At 45.7% G+C, this 16,991-nt stretch carries 21 protein-coding genes and 1 pseudogene; 8 read left to right on the top strand and 14 right to left on the bottom strand.

Annotated elements, in window-relative coordinates; all coding sequences use genetic code 11:
• Nucleotides 1–286: 286 nt before the first annotated feature.
• Nucleotides 287–1,609 carry a ParB/RepB/Spo0J family partition protein gene (locus tag RLO19_RS03895; RefSeq protein WP_446354011.1) on the bottom strand — a complete coding sequence of 441 codons (1,323 nt, stop codon included), beginning with the start codon at nucleotides 1,607–1,609 and terminating at the stop codon, nucleotides 287–289.
• A gap of 264 nt (nucleotides 1,610–1,873) precedes the next feature.
• Here RLO19_RS03895 and RLO19_RS03890 point away from each other — a divergent pair, with 264 nt between their 5' ends.
• Nucleotides 1,874–2,065, top strand: a complete 192-nt coding sequence (locus RLO19_RS03890) for a DUF6364 family protein (protein WP_446354009.1) — start codon at nucleotides 1,874–1,876, stop codon at nucleotides 2,063–2,065.
• Nucleotides 2,066–2,254: 189 nt separating this feature from the next.
• Here RLO19_RS03890 and RLO19_RS03885 read toward each other — a convergent pair whose 3' ends face one another.
• The 7 genes from RLO19_RS03885 to RLO19_RS03855 form a co-directional block, all read right to left on the bottom strand.
• The gene (locus RLO19_RS03885; RefSeq protein ID WP_446354007.1) at nucleotides 2,255–2,917 is read right to left on the bottom strand and encodes a hypothetical protein; all 663 of its coding nucleotides are present in this window, start codon (nucleotides 2,915–2,917) and stop codon (nucleotides 2,255–2,257) included.
• A gap of 62 nt (nucleotides 2,918–2,979) precedes the next feature.
• Entirely contained in the window at nucleotides 2,980–3,945 is a 966-nt protein-coding gene (gene holA / locus RLO19_RS03880) for a DNA polymerase III subunit delta (RefSeq protein ID WP_446354006.1), read from the bottom strand.
• Nucleotides 3,945–5,378 carry a DNA polymerase III subunit gamma/tau gene (dnaX, locus tag RLO19_RS03875; RefSeq protein ID WP_446354004.1) on the bottom strand — a complete coding sequence of 478 codons (1,434 nt, stop codon included), beginning with the start codon at nucleotides 5,376–5,378 and terminating at the stop codon, nucleotides 3,945–3,947. Before dnaX ends, holA begins: the two co-directional genes overlap by 1 nt.
• Nucleotides 5,379–5,579: 201 nt before the next feature.
• Nucleotides 5,580–7,001 (bottom strand): DNA polymerase III subunit beta, encoded by a 1,422-nt coding sequence (gene dnaN, locus RLO19_RS03870; RefSeq protein WP_446354002.1) that lies wholly within the window; start codon nucleotides 6,999–7,001, stop codon nucleotides 5,580–5,582.
• A 240-nt stretch (nucleotides 7,002–7,241) separates the two neighbouring features.
• The gene (locus RLO19_RS03865) at nucleotides 7,242–7,709 is read right to left on the bottom strand and encodes a hypothetical protein (protein WP_446354000.1); all 468 of its coding nucleotides are present in this window, start codon (nucleotides 7,707–7,709) and stop codon (nucleotides 7,242–7,244) included.
• 151 nt (nucleotides 7,710–7,860) lie between these two features.
• Nucleotides 7,861–8,157 carry a helix-turn-helix domain-containing protein gene (locus RLO19_RS03860; RefSeq protein WP_446353998.1) on the bottom strand — a complete coding sequence of 99 codons (297 nt, stop codon included), beginning with the start codon at nucleotides 8,155–8,157 and terminating at the stop codon, nucleotides 7,861–7,863.
• The gene (locus RLO19_RS03855) at nucleotides 8,154–8,318 is read right to left on the bottom strand and encodes a hypothetical protein (RefSeq protein WP_446353996.1); all 165 of its coding nucleotides are present in this window, start codon (nucleotides 8,316–8,318) and stop codon (nucleotides 8,154–8,156) included. The genes RLO19_RS03860 and RLO19_RS03855 overlap by 4 nt, the downstream gene beginning before the upstream one ends.
• 55 nt (nucleotides 8,319–8,373) lie before the next feature.
• Between RLO19_RS03855 and RLO19_RS03850 the strand changes: the two genes are divergently transcribed.
• The 3 genes from RLO19_RS03850 to RLO19_RS03840 are packed head-to-tail and all read left to right on the top strand — an operon-like array spanning nucleotide 8,374 to nucleotide 9,251.
• Nucleotides 8,374–8,697 (top strand): ribbon-helix-helix domain-containing protein, encoded by a 324-nt coding sequence (locus RLO19_RS03850; protein ID WP_446353994.1) that lies wholly within the window; start codon nucleotides 8,374–8,376, stop codon nucleotides 8,695–8,697.
• Nucleotides 8,698–8,856, top strand: a complete 159-nt coding sequence (locus RLO19_RS03845) for a hypothetical protein (protein ID WP_446353992.1) — start codon at nucleotides 8,698–8,700, stop codon at nucleotides 8,854–8,856.
• A 56-nt stretch (nucleotides 8,857–8,912) separates the two neighbouring features.
• Nucleotides 8,913–9,251 carry a hypothetical protein gene (locus tag RLO19_RS03840; protein ID WP_446353990.1) on the top strand — a complete coding sequence of 113 codons (339 nt, stop codon included), beginning with the start codon at nucleotides 8,913–8,915 and terminating at the stop codon, nucleotides 9,249–9,251.
• Between the two features lie 38 nt (nucleotides 9,252–9,289).
• Here RLO19_RS03840 and RLO19_RS03835 read toward each other — a convergent pair whose 3' ends face one another.
• Entirely contained in the window at nucleotides 9,290–10,696 is a 1,407-nt protein-coding gene (locus RLO19_RS03835; RefSeq protein ID WP_446353988.1) for an ATP-dependent DNA helicase, read from the bottom strand.
• Nucleotides 10,697–11,150: 454 nt separating this feature from the next.
• Between RLO19_RS03835 and RLO19_RS03830 the strand changes: the two are divergent.
• Together RLO19_RS03830 and RLO19_RS03825 are read left to right on the top strand one after the other, a co-directional pair.
• A pseudogene (locus tag RLO19_RS03830) lies at nucleotides 11,151–11,285 on the top strand (type III glutamate--ammonia ligase); the annotation flags it as partial.
• 14 nt (nucleotides 11,286–11,299) lie between these two features.
• Complete coding sequence (locus RLO19_RS03825; protein WP_446353986.1) at nucleotides 11,300–11,440, top strand: hypothetical protein; 141 nt, start codon at nucleotides 11,300–11,302, stop codon at nucleotides 11,438–11,440.
• Nucleotides 11,441–11,815: 375 nt separating this feature from the next.
• On the opposite strand, the gene RLO19_RS03820 is transcribed toward RLO19_RS03825, so the two are convergent.
• A complete protein-coding gene (locus RLO19_RS03820) occupies nucleotides 11,816–12,493 on the bottom strand; it encodes a class I SAM-dependent methyltransferase (RefSeq protein ID WP_446353985.1) in 678 nt (225 codons plus the stop codon).
• Between the two features lie 187 nt (nucleotides 12,494–12,680).
• Between RLO19_RS03820 and RLO19_RS03815 the strand changes: the two genes are divergently transcribed.
• Entirely contained in the window at nucleotides 12,681–12,938 is a 258-nt protein-coding gene (locus RLO19_RS03815) for a TIGR03643 family protein (RefSeq protein WP_446354014.1), read from the top strand.
• 285 nt (nucleotides 12,939–13,223) lie between these two features.
• On the opposite strand, the gene RLO19_RS03810 is transcribed toward RLO19_RS03815, so the two are convergent.
• A complete protein-coding gene (locus tag RLO19_RS03810) occupies nucleotides 13,224–13,574 on the bottom strand; it encodes a DNA-formamidopyrimidine glycosylase family protein (RefSeq protein ID WP_446353983.1) in 351 nt (116 codons plus the stop codon).
• Between the two features lie 187 nt (nucleotides 13,575–13,761).
• Here RLO19_RS03810 and pyrC point away from each other — a divergent pair, with 187 nt between their 5' ends.
• Nucleotides 13,762–14,892: a dihydroorotase gene (gene pyrC / locus RLO19_RS03805; RefSeq protein ID WP_446354012.1), complete on the top strand. Its 1,131-nt coding sequence runs from the start codon at nucleotides 13,762–13,764 to the stop codon at nucleotides 14,890–14,892.
• On the opposite strand, the gene RLO19_RS03800 is transcribed toward pyrC, so the two are convergent.
• From RLO19_RS03800 to RLO19_RS03790, 3 genes are all read right to left on the bottom strand, one after another.
• Entirely contained in the window at nucleotides 14,789–15,415 is a 627-nt protein-coding gene (locus tag RLO19_RS03800; RefSeq protein ID WP_446353981.1) for a CDP-alcohol phosphatidyltransferase family protein, read from the bottom strand. The two genes, pyrC and RLO19_RS03800, sit on opposite strands and share 104 nt — an antisense overlap.
• 213 nt (nucleotides 15,416–15,628) lie before the next feature.
• The gene (locus tag RLO19_RS03795; RefSeq protein ID WP_446353979.1) at nucleotides 15,629–15,868 is read right to left on the bottom strand and encodes a hypothetical protein; all 240 of its coding nucleotides are present in this window, start codon (nucleotides 15,866–15,868) and stop codon (nucleotides 15,629–15,631) included.
• Between the two features lie 5 nt (nucleotides 15,869–15,873).
• A complete protein-coding gene (locus RLO19_RS03790) occupies nucleotides 15,874–16,839 on the bottom strand; it encodes a tyrosine-type recombinase/integrase (RefSeq protein WP_446353978.1) in 966 nt (321 codons plus the stop codon).
• Nucleotides 16,840–16,991 lie beyond the last annotated feature (152 nt).

Raw genomic sequence — 16,991 nt, 5'->3', positions numbered from 1 at the left:
CTACACGGCGCGTGTCATAGGCAGATACATAAAACCAAGTTAAACTTGCTTGAAGTAAGGCTTGAGCCGGATGAGTGCGAAAGTCTCATGTCCGGTTCTTAGGGGAGGGAACAGAGGTGACTCTCAAACCTTACCCGACCCAATTCCAGGGGATATTTGAGTATTCATGCGCCGCTAGGCTGGGGAAAAATCCCCAACTTTTTTTTGTATGTGACAGTTGAGACGCGATCGCCCTCCAACTGTCACACATGACCTGTCAGGGATTACAGTTCATACCAGAGCATTGCTATAAAGCCCGTTCTATGGCTCGGCGTGCCAATTCAATCTGTTCAACAGCATCTAAATAAGCCAGCGCTGCTGCATCCCAAGAGAATGCTTGCTGCATCCTATTCAAAATAACTTTTCCAAACTCATGCACCGTATCGAAGCTTTGCAGCCTTAAAATCCGCTCAGCGACTTGACAAAAACTCGGTGTTGGGTTCTCTATTAGCTCAATATCCGATTGGAGTAGTGAAACGACCTCTGACCCCAGATTAACTTTGATAGTCGTCCCCACTTCGGTAATTCTGCCCCAAAACCCGTTCCACTTCCTTTCAGGGATTTTATCTTTAGGAATGAAAGGAATTTTGACAACAACCCAAGACCCTACACTGTTCTGAGTAACGCACTTTTCAGTTGTTAGACCGTCCGTTGATACGCCTGTTCCCGATGCGTTTTCCGTGTTGGTTTCACCTTCCAAATTGCGATCGCTATTATCCCTAACCCCCTCACTACCATTGCTGTTGTCCTTTACTCCCTCGGCGGATGAGGATTTCCGCGAATTGGCTTTGCTTAACGCTTTGGCTTGTTTAAGAGTCTTCGCTGCTCCCGATGCGATCGCTTCCAGAGTAACCCTCCGTTTATCCTCCGGCATCTTGGCAATCTGGTATCCAGCGTCTATACTACGCTCATTGATGATATCTAACCACAACGAAGCCAGTTGTGGACAATCTTTTTTCAAGTCATCGGCAGCTTTGACGGCGGTACGCCCTTTCCTGTAGTTTCTGCCGCACCCCAAGCCGACTATCGCCGCGACGATATTTTCCGTCAGTTCCATCTTACTTTCCGTCAAACCCAGGTCAAGCGTGTTCAATGGAAAATTTTCCATTGGCTGTCCCTGATTATCGGACGGCTGTAGTTCGCCTGAGTCGTTAGCGACGCGGTAAGCTTTTTGGGCAGCGTGGCTATTCCTTAGCTTTCGGGCTATAGGTTCCACTGTTATTCCTTCGCGGATTCTCTGCACGGGTGTTTGGTGGCGGTGGCGGTTCTCTGCGACTAAGACAAACAGCTCATCTTCTTCTGTCTCGAAGTGGCAGACTTTGACTGGGGCTTTCTCCCATCCCAACGCAGTAAGGGTTCGCCAACGTCGATGCCCGCTGATAATCGTACCATCTGTTTTAACCAATAGCGGCTGGACATAGCCTTTGAGTCTGATGGACTCGACCAAATCGGTAATACTGTCAGAGTTGCCATAGACTTCCTCATTGCGAGGATGTGGTTTGAGTATGTCAAGCCTGACATACTGAATTTCGTCGCTGACTGCCAGCAACTTTGTTTCGTTGTCCTTCATTTTGATAGCCCTGGTTGTTTATTTGGGGATGGGGGCTTTGTCTCCTCGCTTACTCATTCCCATCAGGCTGCTTACGAGTCGAGCCAGTACTGCTCTTGTAAGGACGCCGTTTCAGGACTTTTAGCAGCGTGGACTGTTGTATCGACAGGTCGCTTCCACCATCAAAAAGCTGGCTGTCTTTAATACCGTCAAGATAGCATACTCCTCATACTTTTCATACTTATCATACGGGTATGATAAGATTGGTGTTCCCAAGGGATAAGAATGGCAAGGAAACGGATAACGCTGTCGCTGGATGAGGATTTGCTAGAGCGAATTAAACTCGCTGCTGAAAAAGGCGATCGCAAAATCAGCAATGAAGTAGAGAGAATACTGATCAAGCACTATCCTCCCCCTGAGTCTGAGTCAGGTAAATCGCTTGTGACAACTAGACCCAATAATAGCCCTCAACGATAGTACTCCTTGGATAGAGGGAGGATAAAACCTCTCTTCCCCAAACCCTCCCCGTCTGATTGGGCAATTTGTCCAGTTCCTGAAGGAGGAATTTAACCAAGTTTTTATGCCAAAATATCTGCCTCTACCGGAGTCAAAGCTTTGGGTTTCATCTGACGCAACTCGCTCAACACCGAACCAACATCATCAAATTTAAAGTACTTTGACTTCCAGAACGTACAAATTGTTTTCTAAAATGCGTCTTAATTGAGCGCAATATATCCTCAAATCCGCAATTTCTTCAGCTAAATGCTTAGACTTTATGAGTCTGGCTCCTTCCACTGCCCCTTGGAGTTGCAATAGCTTCTCCAAGAGTAATGGCTCCTGTACTTCATGGAAACGTTCTAGTGATAGCGCTCCAACAGGAATTTTACCCAAATCTGTAAATTCATAGAATCCACGTTCGTTCCAAGCTAGTAGCTTAGACAAAATTAATCTCAAAGAAGGCTTGACAAAAATCCCTTCATTCCTCACTCCGTAGTTTTTCCAAAATACTTTTAGCTCTTCCATCTCTTTGCCGGATAACTGAATATTAAAGTTTTCATAGAGTGGAAGAGCGGGAAATTTCCGATAAGCCAGCCGATGAGCAACAGGACGGTAGGTACTTGCTGTGTGAGCAAAATGATGTTCCTTAATTCTGCCCTTCGTTGCTGTCAGTCCTCCGCCACAGTACAGACAAGTTAGATTGGTTTTGCCTTTGGGAAAATCTTCAATAGAAACCAAAGTTTTATTTACACTAACGCCAAACTTTAGCCACATGGAGTTTTTTTCTAACGCTTTGAGTTGAGCTTCTTTAATGCCCCCTTTTCTTTCCAAAATAGCGAATGAATCACATTCCTGGTGTACCACAGAGCGCCATTGCTGTCCATCATGTAACCTCAACTAACTTTATCGTCAGCAAAAAGTCTATTAATCGCCAGGATTTCAACTAGCATAGAATCCCCTTTCCGTCCACATTTGAGGGAAGCCTCTAAATCGAGTAACAGGGATACCGCTTGAGTTAGAGACTTTAGAGGTATAGACGCTACTTCCCTTTTCAGGAAATACACTCGTTTAGGATTAGAAATTTCGCAGATTTTAGCAATCTCAGCATCTTGCCTGACCCCACCAACGAGCGCCGCCTTCACCCACATCCAAGTTCTAAATTGAGTAATTAGCGTTGCACAAATTGCTAACGGAAACGTTTCTTTTTCAAGCAAGCCTTGCAGCAATTTAACCGCTCGTTTACAATTATTTTCTCGGATAGCCTCAGCTAACTGAAGACTGTTCTGAGTCGTTGAAGGAACGAGCGATCGCACTTCTTTAAGATTAAGCTTCGTGCCATTGCTGTAACTTGCCAGTTTTTTGAGTTCCGATTCGGCACGCGCTGAATCATTACCAATCGCACCCGCTAGGTACTCGACAATGTTTTTCTCAAGCGACAAACCCATCGTTCTCCCCTGAGTTCTTATCGATTGGGCAATTAAATCAGTTCTCCAAGGTGGTATTAAATCGAACTCAAACAGTTTCCCTTGGGAGAGCAGAAATTTCGAGACCTTCAGCCGCTTATCAATTGCTGGTGCTAGGAACACCAAATGGGTTTGTTGGGGCACTTGAGGGAGCAACTGAAGAATTTGCATCATTTCTTCAGTAAACTGTTTAAAGTTGCATTCTTCTACCACTACTAACTTCGCCTTTCTCATCCCCAATGCAGGAGTCAAAGCACAATCAATAGCCTCATCTAAGGCTGAAGACTTGAACCGATGGTAGTTGAAATTTATCCAGGCATGGTCAAGACTTCTTTTAAAAGCGGCGAGCTTTTTGTTAATGGCATGAAAGTCATCGCCAACGAGCAGACTAATCATCACTTGCTCTCCTGAATAGACACTTGATAGTTAACACTCGTCGCTACAAAAAGCATTTTCTGTAGCTTAGCCACGTTCCGATTGAACTTATCCAGGTATTGAGCAGGCACAGCTAATACAGCTTTTTTGCCTTTCAATTCCACTAAAGAAGCGACGGAGAGCAAAACACGATTTTTCTCAGAAGTGCTTGATAGCACTTTTTCCCAAATTACTGTTCGTTGACCCTGTTGTTCTATTCTTTGAGATTGACGTGACCTTGAGGAACCAAAAATTAGATGTTGGCTAGAGGAATCACCCTGATTACGATACCCTATCTTTCCATTTCCGTTGGTGGCATTAGTGTTCTCTGTAGTCTCCTGTACCAACCCCAGTAAACAGACTTCTAGCCACAAACTCGGTTGCACACTTTTACTAAGTTGCCATTCCGAGGCACGTAGCTGTTCGAGACCAGCGCTAATTGCATTGTAATCCCAAGTCGCGGCAATTTCAAACAGCTTCGAGTGGGAAATACCGCTAGCTAGTAAGTGCGAACTATCGGGCACATTTGTTACCAGCAATAAGTCTCGATAGCACGCAAGCAGTGACATCAGCAACACTTTTGGCGTTTTCCCACTATCAATCAGTTCGCGGGATAATTGCAGCAGCTTTAGGGTATCGCCGATGCGGATAGATTTTAAAATTGTTACCAAGTCAGACTCCGATACCCGTCCTGACAGTTCCAGAACGTGGGAACTAGTAATCTCTTCTCCTAATAGGCTTAACTGGTCGAGTAACTGCAAAGCATCCCTGAGTCCGCCTTCTGCGGCGCGTGCGATTGCTATCTTAGCGTCTTTGGTAATAGCAATCGACTCTTTCTCAGCAATCATCGTTAGCTGCTTCACTATTGCCTTAATAGATAGTACTCTAAAATGGAAAACTTGGCATCTGCTGCTGATTGTCGCTAGGACTTTATGTTGCTCTGTCGTACACAGAATGAAAATTACATTAACTGGCGGTTCTTCGAGGCACTTTAGCAGAGCGTTAAACGCCTGGAAACTTAAACAATGAACTTCATCCAAAATGAAAATTCGATAGCGACTCATAGCGGGTGCAAAGTGTGCTCGTTCTATTAAGGTGCGAGCATCTTCTACTCCGTTATGAGAAGCAGCATCAATTTCAGCAACGTCTAAACTGCTCCCCTTTTCGATTGAGCGGCAGGACTGACATTTCCCGCACGGCGTAACTGTTGGTTTGTCTGTAGCCATGCAGTTGAGTGATTTAGCAAAAATGCGAGCCGTTGAAGTTTTGCCAGTTCCTCGTTCACCAGCAAACAGGTAAGCTGGAGCTATTTTGTTGGCTTTGACTGCATTAGAAAGTGTTCTTTCCAGGTAGTCTTGTCCGGCTAATTCTGAGAATAGACGAGGACGATATTTTTGAGGTAATGCTGCGTACATGATTGGTTTACCGTGTATAAAATTTGGGTGGAAAGTTTTCATGAAAGAGGGCTAGTGATTAACTCACACCTTCAAAAGACTCTAACCCAATGATTCAAGGCTTGTAGCCATTGCCATAAGACTACTTGTAGTCACGAAAACTTAGTAGAAGCGGAGATGATATAGCTGCTTCTGGAGTGCGTGCCGATTCAACAAGCCAGATTATTTCTTGAAGATTGGCATTAACAAGTACTTGGCATCCGTTAGGATATGGGGCTTGTCTCGGTTTCCAAACGGAACTAAAATAGTAGGGCTGTCGCGTTGGTCGAGCTGCATTTGGATTTCGGAACTAGAAATGGATTTAACTCCTTCAAGAAAGTATTTGATGTTAAATGAAATCGACATATTGCTGTCGGAGTTAATGCAGGCAGTCATTTCTTCCTTGCCGTTTCCAAACTCCCTGAATAGCGACAAATAAACTTGTTGATATTCGCTGTTTAGACGAAGGTTAACAGTCTTTTCTTTCTTGTCTGCCAATACGGCAATTCGTTCTAAAGCCTTAACTAAAGGGGCTTTTTCCAGCGTCACCTGATGTTTAAAGTCCTGTTTTAGTAACTCTGGGTAGGCTGGGTAGGCACCTTCCAAACAGCGCGTCACAAGCCTTTGCGCTCCCCAGCCAAACTCCACAATAGCCTTGGACTCTTCATAGGATAATTCTACCGGATCAACAGATGTCCTACTCGACAAGATTCGCTCAAGTTCGACAAGCGATTTTGCGGGTACTGTAAACTCTAAAGACTCTGTACTATCCGCTTCTTTCTTCCTTTTAACACCTTGAAGCGAAGTAGTGATGACGGCTAACCGATGTCCGTCTGTAGCGGCAAATTCGATAGTCTCTTGGTCTATCTTGAAGTGAACACCTGTTAGAACGCGCTTAGTTTCATCTGTGGTTGTAGCAAATAATGTTCCTTTAAGCCCTTCTTTTAAGGCTTCAACGGGTATATGAATCCTTTGCGTTGGGTTGACTTCAGGAATGGCGGGGAATTCCTCAGTTGGTAGTCCCCGAACTTGATAGCGCCCAGTCGTGGCGATTAGTGTGGCAATTGGGTTATGACTTTCTTCTGCTTTGTCTGGGATATTGTCTTCATTGTCCTCAGTATTCAGAGGCGTGTGGTTGACTAGAGTAATATCTCCGGGAGAAAGTTTCCCAACAATATTGCTGAGAAGTCCGACCGGAATAGTGATTGCACCAGACGCTTTAACCTTAGCCTCAAATGATGTTTGAATACCTAAGTTCATATCAAAAACGCTAAGTTTAACTTGCTGGTTTTTTGAGCAAGCAACCAAAAGAACATTTCCTAACACGGGATGTGTGGGTTGACGCGGTACAGCATGGCTGACTAAATCGAGATGAGTTGCTAAATTATCTTGAGTGCAGATTAGTTGTATCCCTGTGGATAAAAGAGGAGTTGAACTGTCGATGTTGCTCTGAGATGAAGGCTTTGATTTTGTTTCTATTTTGGGCTTCTCCTCAGTTAGAGATTCCGTTTTCGCAGACCGGGTATCAGCCTTGGTTTTTGTTTTGGAGGAGCTGTTCTCTTTAACTCGACTCTTTGTTGTACCAGGGCGGGTTTTAGTGGGCATCTTCTCTTGTTAAAATAGCTGTCAGGCTGGGGCAGCGCTAGCTGCCTATAAAAAACAATAAAGTTGCCATATTTACTTGCTTTAAAGGAAATATAAGCAGTTTTATGGAAACTTTATTGATAATTTATGGCTTGTATAGCCTTACCAAGGCAGGTTAGGACATGTTTACTGTTGCCTGTTGCCTGTTCCCTATTGCCTCTCTCCACCACAAGACTCCCTGCAGCAGCCCCTACTTAAGTGTCAGGCTTGGTCATCAAGTTCTTTTTCCTCTGGAGGGTCAAAGACTATCTCAAAGTTCGCCCCTGCTATGAACCGCTGCAAAACTCTCTCGTGGTCATGGGCATCTTGACGGTTGAAGAAACGCGCCACTATGTGGCACTGAGCATTGGGTAAAATCCGCACGATTGTCCAAGGACGGTGAAGGTCTTCACTGGAGATTGGTTGAGAAGTCGGAGCTTTTTTTCGTTGAGTCAGAGCATTTTTCACAACTAACACGAGTTGTTTGTGTGCTGGGGAATGGTCGTTGGGTAGAATGCTCCAATTTCCCACCGGAGCAGGTAGCCAGGTGAGAACGTAGCATAAACCTTCAGTCGTGATTTTCCAGGAGAGGCGGCGGGTTTGTTTGATGCATTGATAACCCTGTTGTCTGAGAATTGAACAAATGTTTTCGCCTTCAGCTTTGAGGCGCAACCATTCGGTATGTTTCATTGGTCTTGGTACTCAATGGGTAGAAAAATGAGTGCGTTGTAGTTACCCTAAGCGAGGATGATTGGCTTAGAGGGGTACGATGGATACTTAAAAAAGGTTGACAAAAATTTAGTTATGTGAATGAGTTTTCTAGCTCTTGATTTCCTGTTCCTTAACTGGGAGGGCAGAGTAGATTGAAGAGTGCAGCAGGAATCTCTTCAAAATGCTCTAGCAGGAAGTCCATTAGGGCGAGATGGTGCAAATCGCAGCTTGTGGGAGCGCGGTAATTTTGACCTCTCCTAAACCAGCGCCGCACGGTGGAAGGGGAGCGGGAACAAATCTTGGCGATCATCTGGTAATCGACATCCCATTTGGAATAGAACCTTCGGGGTTCAAGTTCTAGTCGGCAGTTGGCGTAGAGTTCTATTAGGGTACGTTCTCGCTCGCCGAGGGGACGAGGATTGGTCATGTGACTGACTCCTCGGTGAGAGGTTCTACGCTTTGCTCCCAAGTAAGAATGTTGAAGGAGCGGGTTGTTATTGCTCGTTGAGAAGCTTGACAGTAGGCGGCGCAATCATCGCATAGCGAACCGCCTGTGGCATCGCACTGGCTGCTCACAGGTTTTACCATTGTTAGAGTCTCCTTATATCGGGGAGCCAGAAGCCAGCGGAGAGCCTAGGAAACTTTGCCGCTGGCTTTCGGTTTTTTAAATTTAGCACTTAAGCAGCACGGATACGTGCTGTATATGAGCCATTTTTCCCTGAACAGCCTAGATACAGCACATTTGAATGATGATCGGCTTAGACGAGAAACTTCTAAATCTCCAATGACTAAACGTTTAGCCACTTATCTAGCCGATGGAATCTATGACCTACTTGAAGAGTGGGCCAACCAGGAACGTCGCTCCATTAGCAGCTTGGCAGCATTCCTTTTGGAAAAAGCTGTTAGAGAGCATCATGAGCAGATACAAAAACAGCCCCCGCCATCTGATCAGCAGCAGGAGCGTTGAGTGCAGTTTGTGCGATTGGGGAAAGCGTCCAGCACTAAAGGCGATCGCGTTAAATGTACAGTAGCTTATTGCTGCGATCGCCCCGGTGCAACCTGCGATTTTCGGAGTATTAACCTACCGAGCGATCGCCTTGAGGGTTGGATTACGAGCGCTCGATGACTCTCCTAAGTCAAGAGAAAAATCCAAACTGAGAAGGCAGTTATTAGTGAGCGCTGATGAGTGGGTTTAGTGCAGCCGAGGGGGTGCGGCTGGCTTGTACGCTTGGAAAGTTCTCGCCCCAGACGCTTCCATCAAGTCAGAAATCGAGAGCGATAAGCTTCGCTTGTGCCGAAGGCAATCGCGAACTACCCCGTCCCTGTCTGAATCAGTGGAGCCAGTTAGATGATTACTGGCTGGCGTGGGAATTTAAGTGGTGGGTAAATCATTATACCAGTTACAGGCGTTTTTTATGTCTTGATACAGTACCGTTTATTTGTGTACGATCGCCTCTCCTACAAAGGAGCGATCGCCATAACGACAAACTCTTCAGGTTCAATCCCACCAATAGGGAATAACGATTGGGAAAGGACTTTATTCCCTGCGTACATGGATATTAGCGAATAACAAAAACTCGGTTTCTCGCTCGACTAGAGCTGACATAAAAAAGTTGATTGCATTCTCGAATGCTGTCCCGGTATTCTTTGATCAACTGAGCTTTTTTACTAGGAAGACGTTGAGCTAAGTATAGCAGCTTTTTCGCTACTTTTTTGGAGATATCTGGGCTATCAATTCCAACTTCTGTGAATGTAGAACCCTGAGAATTGTGGACGGTAATCGCCCAACAATTACGCATATCTGCAAAAATTTCGCAGTGGTTGTACCATGCCTTCCAAAGGCTGGGATTACTCTTAGCATTTCGTAGAAGTCTGGCATTGTCTTGCTTGAATCGTTGAGCATCATCTTCATGAAGGATATAGAGTTGACGAAGATTCCCTGGGTTATCGTCCTCATCAGTCTTTACCTTGAGATTCCAAGCTTTGTACCCAGAGTATCTATCTTCTTCAAATTCAACAATTTCAACTTCTGTTGAAGTTGGTAGGACAATGGTTTTTCCATCGGGAGCAATGACAGGAGCTTTACTAATCAGTCTTTCTCCAATGACAAATCTAGGAGCGTTTTTCCCGTAGATTTTAGCTCGGATCTTGCTGTTCCAGTAAGCGACCCGCTCGTTAGTGTAGCAAAGTATACGGAAGCAGTCAGGGTCTTGGCTAAAGGTTGAAGAGAACTTCTTTAAAGCATATTTTAACAGAGTTTGTTCTCTAATTATGAATGCCCCATTCTTCTTATCTGAGCTAAACTTCGAGAAGGGGTTGAATACCTTTTTACTTTTGACCGCTGTTCGGCAAGCCGTCACGAACTCCAACAACGGACTCCCCGTTCCTTGCCTGACTACCTCTGTTAAAACCGCTTTGTCAGGTACGTTGAAAGATTGAGACCTTTTTTCATTGATCTCGTCGTTCACAGGCGGTAATTGGGCTGGGTCACCCATAACAATAAGTTGTCGGTTGCTGCCTATAAGCAAAGTGCTAGTGATTCTTTCTTGAATGATGCTCCACAGTTCGGCTGTAACCATGCTGCACTCATCTAGAAAGATGGTGTCGTACATATGGAGCAGCGAAGAAGAAACTTGTTTGAGGATTTTCTTTTGTCCCTGTTTCACCGGAGCTAATCCCAGGAGCTGATGGATGGTCATAAAGTCCACTCCTCTAACTCCCTTTTCAGCAGCCATCCGCCGCAGGACTCCCACAGCTTTATTAGTTGGAGCTGTGAATACAACTCTTTTTCCAGCACTTACTAATTGTTCTGCAACTAGATTGACGAGGGTCGATTTTCCCGTCCCGGCATATCCAAATAGTCCAAATATCCGTTTTGAACTCTCTAGAAATTCAGCAAGCTGTTTCAGAGCTTTGTTTTGCTGATAGGTTAGGGTAAAATTGGATTGAACAAGTGTTTGAATCATAGCAATCAGGTTTATTCCGCTCGATTTCAACCCCCTATCAGCGTTAGCTGAAATTTAAGTCTATTCAATAAATTTATTGACAAAAACTATAAACTTGTTTGAGATAACACTTACCCCAGGTTGCACGGCTTTTTAATAAACTATTCATGAAAGCAATTTTGTAGTGCCGATTCTATGACCGTGCGGGGGCGCTCTGGAATTGCACTAAAAAAGGCAAAAATTAAATATCGTTGAATAGAAGTAGCGCTCACGCTCTTGTCGAAGAGCTGCTTTTATCACAGTCTTCCCTCTATTTGAGGGAAGAAGAGCTAAAAACTTAACTCGTATTGGGAATGGCTTGAATTCTTGAGTGCGCGATCGCTAAAATCTCTTGATAGGGACAAGAACTGGATATGGCAATAACAATTCTTCTCACACTGACTGTGATTCTCGCGCCTTTTGTGAGAAATGCGGGACCCATACGATCCGCATTCCTGAACCCGGTCGCTTCGAGTTACGACTCGCTGACGGTGCCGCTAATCCTTATCTCCTACCTGCTGCACTAATTGCGATTGGTCTTGATGGCATCGAAAATAAGCGCGATCCTGGTAACTAACCTACGTGATGTTTAGTTTAAGGGGGTTTCTCACTCTAAGTACGGGAGAGCCAACATCCAGGAAAAATTTCCTGGATGTTGTTATCAGTTCGGGTCGTCTTGCGATCGCTGGCTACTACGGTACGGTAGCCAGCATCGTCAGTTTATAACACTAGATTTAACCGTTGATGTGCTACCGACAGCAGAGTTTTTGTTGTGCCGAGATTGCCTGGTGCATTTTTCTTTTGCAGATATCCATCGCACTCTCAATAATATCAAAATAAGTGGTATAGCTTACCTGCTTACAACTACTTTTCCCGACTGCTCCGAAAACGAGGATATTACAACGGGTGATTGGCGCTTACTAAACCTTGAGAAGCCGCCATTTTACTTTCCAAAACCGTTACAACTTCTCAATGAGCGATGCAGTGATGGCGGCGGTCAATTCCAAGATAAGAGCTTAGAATTATGGCGAGTGCAAGATATACCTACCTGACTAATATTGAAAACTCTCTAATGGGAGTAGCTCGCAGTCTTTAACGACCTTACTGTCGCTCAAAGACAAAAATAATTGAGATAAGTTTGTTGGTTGCTGGATGGCACGGTTCTCGTAATTTCAGTAATCGGTAATTCCGGGCATGGAACTCCTCTATCCATGATTCAATGGTTCGGAAGTACCAGGGAGCAGGATGAAACGTCTCATCTCCAATTCCTTGCCAAGCAGTCTCCCGCCATCCCGGAACATAGGCGGCATCGCCGCAGGCGATTGTAGGGTGAAGTGTTTGGATAATGATTTTGCCGTGTTCTTCTAACAGGCACAGTCCAGCAGAGGCAATATAAGCAAGATCGCGTTGTCCAAGAATCGAGAAGTTACAGATCAGGCAAGAAAAATGGCTCGTATCACCGAATCTATGCGAAGTCAGGTCGGAATATAAAGATACAAGAAATCTCGTATCACCCTCGTGCTGCGCTGCCTCAATGAGTTCGGCAGAGGCATCGACTCCCCACCCTTCAATTCCCTTGGAATTGAATTCACGACACAACCACCCTTCACCGCATCCCACATCCAAGAATGTTTTCGGGTTAAGCTCAATTACTGTTTCCAATATGGCTGAGTTTGTGACAAGAACCCGGCTTTCAATTTGCTGATTACGAATCACCCGTGTCCAAGACGAAGCATTATTGTTCCATGAATTGATCAGCCGTTGTTCATTCTCGTCCATATAGTATCTCCTAGTGGAACAGAGGCAGCCTCCAAGCCTAATCGTAAACCCTGCTACTGGAGAGGATAGGTTTGCACGCCTGATAGCCCAAAAAGATGATGTTACACCCGAAGGTTGGTTGACGATTCCTGAATTCGATACGTTAGGCTATGAGTATGTACTTAACAGTATTTCTGACTCCACTGCAATGAATCTCCCCGACCTCGATTCTGAAACCATCGATCGCATTATTGAGATGGCGTGGGAAGACCGCACACCCTTTGAGGCAATTGAACAACAGTTTGGTCTTCAGGAAAAACAAGTCATTGCCCTAATGCGGCTCCAAATGAAAGCGTCTAGCTTCAAGATGTGGCGCGAGCGCGTAACTGGGCGCAAAACTAAACATATCAAACGACGCGACTTCGTTTCTGGACGCTTTCGCTCTCAAAATCAGAAAGGTTCCTGATGGGTTCTGACAAGGAGTTTGGGTATTGGAGTGATGGTGCGATCGCGTCAAAAACCGTGTACGCTTTGCCAGCAACTGAAGCCGATACTCTACCGGGTAAAATATGACGAGTCGGCTCAATGGAGCTTTATTTGTCGCCGTTGCTGGGATAGTGTAAGTCAAAACAACCCGTTCTATGTCTATGGCGGCACTTGGAAAGCGAAGAAATAAGAATCTACCCCTCGCCTCCCCCACTTCTTTTAGACAACGCGCTGTTAGAAGGAGAATACAAGGAGCTAAAATACCTTAGTTCCAAAGTACGACAATACGCGATCGCTCACGGCGATCTATTTCTTGGGGTGGATTGTCTAAAACTGCCCAACTTCCCCACATCATTAGGTGGGAATGGAAATAGTAACCACCTTCAATTAAGCCGACTAGGTGCTTGCCGTGCGAGAGGACTCGTTCGATACGCTTGTTGAGTAAAACACCTGGATGCTCTTTTTCCCAAGATGAAGCTGCTTTTGTCCGTGCCTTGAGTGACACGATGGGTTTGCCCCCAAGTGCCTGATTCAAGATGGAGATCAACATAAGCATCTGAAATAGATTTTTCGTTAATAAAGCCAATACATATAATGTTTGAGAAATATTTGTCATCAAACTTATTTTTCATTAAAACAGGATATGCATTCGTAATCACTATAATGTTATAATCCTCGATTCTTCGTGCAAAAGCATTGCACCTATAGTAGTCTTTGCTTATGTAGAAAACACAATTATCCAAACAGAACATATCAGCATAAGATTGATTCGGCTCCTGCTCTATATGTTTTATGATGAAAAGATGCAAGAGCTTACGATTACCCGACCTGACGACTGGCATCTGCACCTACGCGATGGTGCGGCACTGAAAGCGGTTCTGCCCCATACGGTGCGGCAGTTTGCCCGCGCTATCATCATGCCGAACTTGAAGCCCCCAGTACGCTCGGTAGCTGATGCTGCGGCTTATCGTGATCGCATCCTCGCAGCGATTCCGGCTGGCAAACAGTTTGAGCCACTGATGACGCTCTACCTCACCGACAACACCAGCCCCGAAGAAATTATCCGGGCTAAAGAATCCCAGTTTGTCAAAGCGGTAAAGTACTACCCAGTCGGTGCAACGACCAATTCAGACTTCGGGGTGACGGACATTCGTAAGTGCGATCGCGTCTTTGAAGTGATGCAGCAGGTAGACATGCCTTTACTACTGCACGGGGAAGTGACCGATCAAGATGTTGATATGTTCGATCGCGAGAAGGTATTTATCGAGCGACATTTGATCCCCCTCAAGCAGCGATTTCCTAACCTACGCGTGGTGCTTGAGCACGTTACCACCTCAGATGCTGTGCAGTATGTCCTGTCTGCGAACAACATCGCTGCAACGATTACGCCACAACATTTGTTATTTAACCGCAATATCCTATTTCAAGGTGGTATTCGCCCCCATTTTTATTGCCTGCCAATTTTGAAACGTGAGGAGCATCGCCTGGCTCTTTTGCAAGCAGCAACCTCTGGCAATCCTAAGTTTTTTCTTGGCACCGATAGCGCCCCCCATCCTCGCAATGGCAAAGAAAGTTCCTGTGGCTGCGCGGGTTGTTATTCGGCTCTGCACGCGATGGAGTTATACGCAGAAGCTTTTGAGAGCGTTGATGCACTCGATAAACTTGAAGCTTTCGCCAGCTTCTATGGGCCAGATTTTTATCAACTCCCGCGCAATACTGAACAGATTACTTTGGGCAGAACGACCTGGCGCGTTCCCGATGAAGTGCCATTTACTGAATTCGGACTTGTGCCCTTACGGGCAGGTCAGGAAATGACGTGGCAAATGCTTGTCAGTAAGATTGGCGCAGCCTCAGTGCATGAACGATATTCAATACATCATGAGTCCACTGAGGAAGGATTAACGTCATCGCAATTTCTTCCACCGTGTGAATAATGCCCACTGCGATCGCAAGATTCAGCGTCAATCCTCCATAACCAAAACCGAACAGAGCGATCGTGGCAACAAACAGACTGACTCCCCAGGTTTTTGCTGAATAAGTATGATAGCTGGCAGGTTGACCGTATTTGGCTAAATTCACGACCCACCAAATCAATTGAATGCCCACTACCGCACTCAACCCATGAGAGAAAGCGATAACCACATCAGAATGCACCAAAAAGGCACTGATTCCAATGCAAATATACAGGCAGACATCCGCCCAACTATCAGCCCTTCTCAGGGAAGCTGTACTAACACCGAGACGACGTGCGATGACACCATCAAAGATATCTGAGAGAAACGCTGCCACAAATCCAACAATGAACCAGGCATCTGTGTTGCCATCAAGCGCATTGAGTAATAGTAACGGTCCCATGAAAAAGCGGAGGATGACTAGTGCGGCAGGAAAACATTGAATCGCTGCCGCCAATAGTGAGCGAGAGGTTCTGGTTTGAGGGATTTCACTTGTGTCGTTCATAAGGCAAGAGCGTTTCGATTACCCTGAGTTTTGCCGAAATCTGTGTTGTCATGAGGCTTGTTGTGACCAGTTTCCTGGAAAGTCTACCCAGTTGTGATTAAAAACCTGGGTTTAGAGTAGTGGTGACTTGACCCTTGGTAGGACAGTTGGAGAGATTGGCACACATTAAATACTGATTGACCTCTATGTGTTCGTTTTCTTCCCCAGGAGTACCTATAACGGATTTCCGAAGTGTCGGTGTACCCCATCTCTATTGCCACGGCTGAAATGATAAGCTTGCCGCATTCTTCTGCTGTAACGCTTATTCTGTCTGAGAGCGATCGCACGGAAACGCATAGCTTCATCGCTAACAGCCACTTGGAGCGCACTTACCAACCGCTCCACCGATAGTTCCTTGTATAGAATTGGTGATGAGCCAACACCTAGGCTGACAAAGTTTGCGCTCTCGTCCAACCTCTTCACACCATCTCAGCTAGCAGGTCTGTAATCTCCAACTGCCACTTCTGGCGGTTATCATCGTAAATCATTAACGTATCCAATTGGGTGTGACGACTCAGCTTTTGCACCTTTCGCACGTTCCCATCAGTAGCATCCAGTGCCGCTGTAATGCTGGAGTGCCTAATCCGGTGCGGACTCATCGGTTTGGTTATCCCCGCCGCACTACAAGTCTCTTTTACAATCCACGCGATCGCAGAACCGGTTAAACGATGCCCTTCATTGGCACGGTCGAGGGCAACAAATAGCGGTGCATCGGGGTTCGTTTCCCCACGCTCCACAAGCCAGTCGAGTAAGGCAGCCGTTGCCGGTCGGCTTAAGTCCACAACTTCTACTTGCGTCCCCTTTCCCTTGCCGTAGATTTTCAAGGTTCTGGCTTCTGAGTCAAAATGTTTTATATCAGCACAAGATATCTCACCCCGGCGCAAGGCATTGTCCCATAACAATCGTAGCAGGGCAAAATCCCTTTTTCCCTTGAGCGTTTCCCGATTGGGAACCAGCAGCACTTTCCGATAAGCCTCGCGACTGATTCCTGTCGTGTCTCGGTAGGGTTTGACTTTTTCATTCCGGACACTAAGCGTCCAATCGCACTGCCCCGCTTCATAGGCATAGCGTACCAGCGCCCGGAGCGCCGATAAGCGGCGATTCACCGTTGCTTCAGACAAACCCCGTTCGATCAACTTAGCCTTATAGTCCAAAACAACGCTTTTTGCCTCAGCCCGTTCCAAGCCCAAGAAAGCGGTAACCATCTGCGCTGTCGGTTCCCGTCCGGTTGTCGTCCGAAAGAAATCCTTTAGGTCTTTGGCATAGGCTTTTTTAGTGTGTTCGCTGCGCTTATCCGCCAGTAGCCGTTCGACGAGCGTCGCAGCGGAAGGCTTTTCAAAGTAGCCTTTAGAAGCGTCATCTTTTACCGGAACGAGCCGATTCATTTATACGTTTGTGATAAGCTGCTACGCAGCTTAATTGTATAATATAAAGACAAGGTAAAGAGCGCGGTCGCCAGGATATGCCAGCTAAAAATCATCTGTCTCAAGAGCAGAAAGAAAGACTGATTAAACTCCTAAAGGAAGCTAATGAGTAT

It is taken from the genome of Coleofasciculus sp. G2-EDA-02 (genome assembly GCF_040226375.1).
GTDB lineage: Bacteria > Cyanobacteriota > Cyanobacteriia > Cyanobacteriales > Coleofasciculaceae > Coleofasciculus.
The sequence above is the reverse complement of the archived record's forward strand: the minus strand, read 5'-3'. Positions and strand labels throughout refer to the sequence as shown.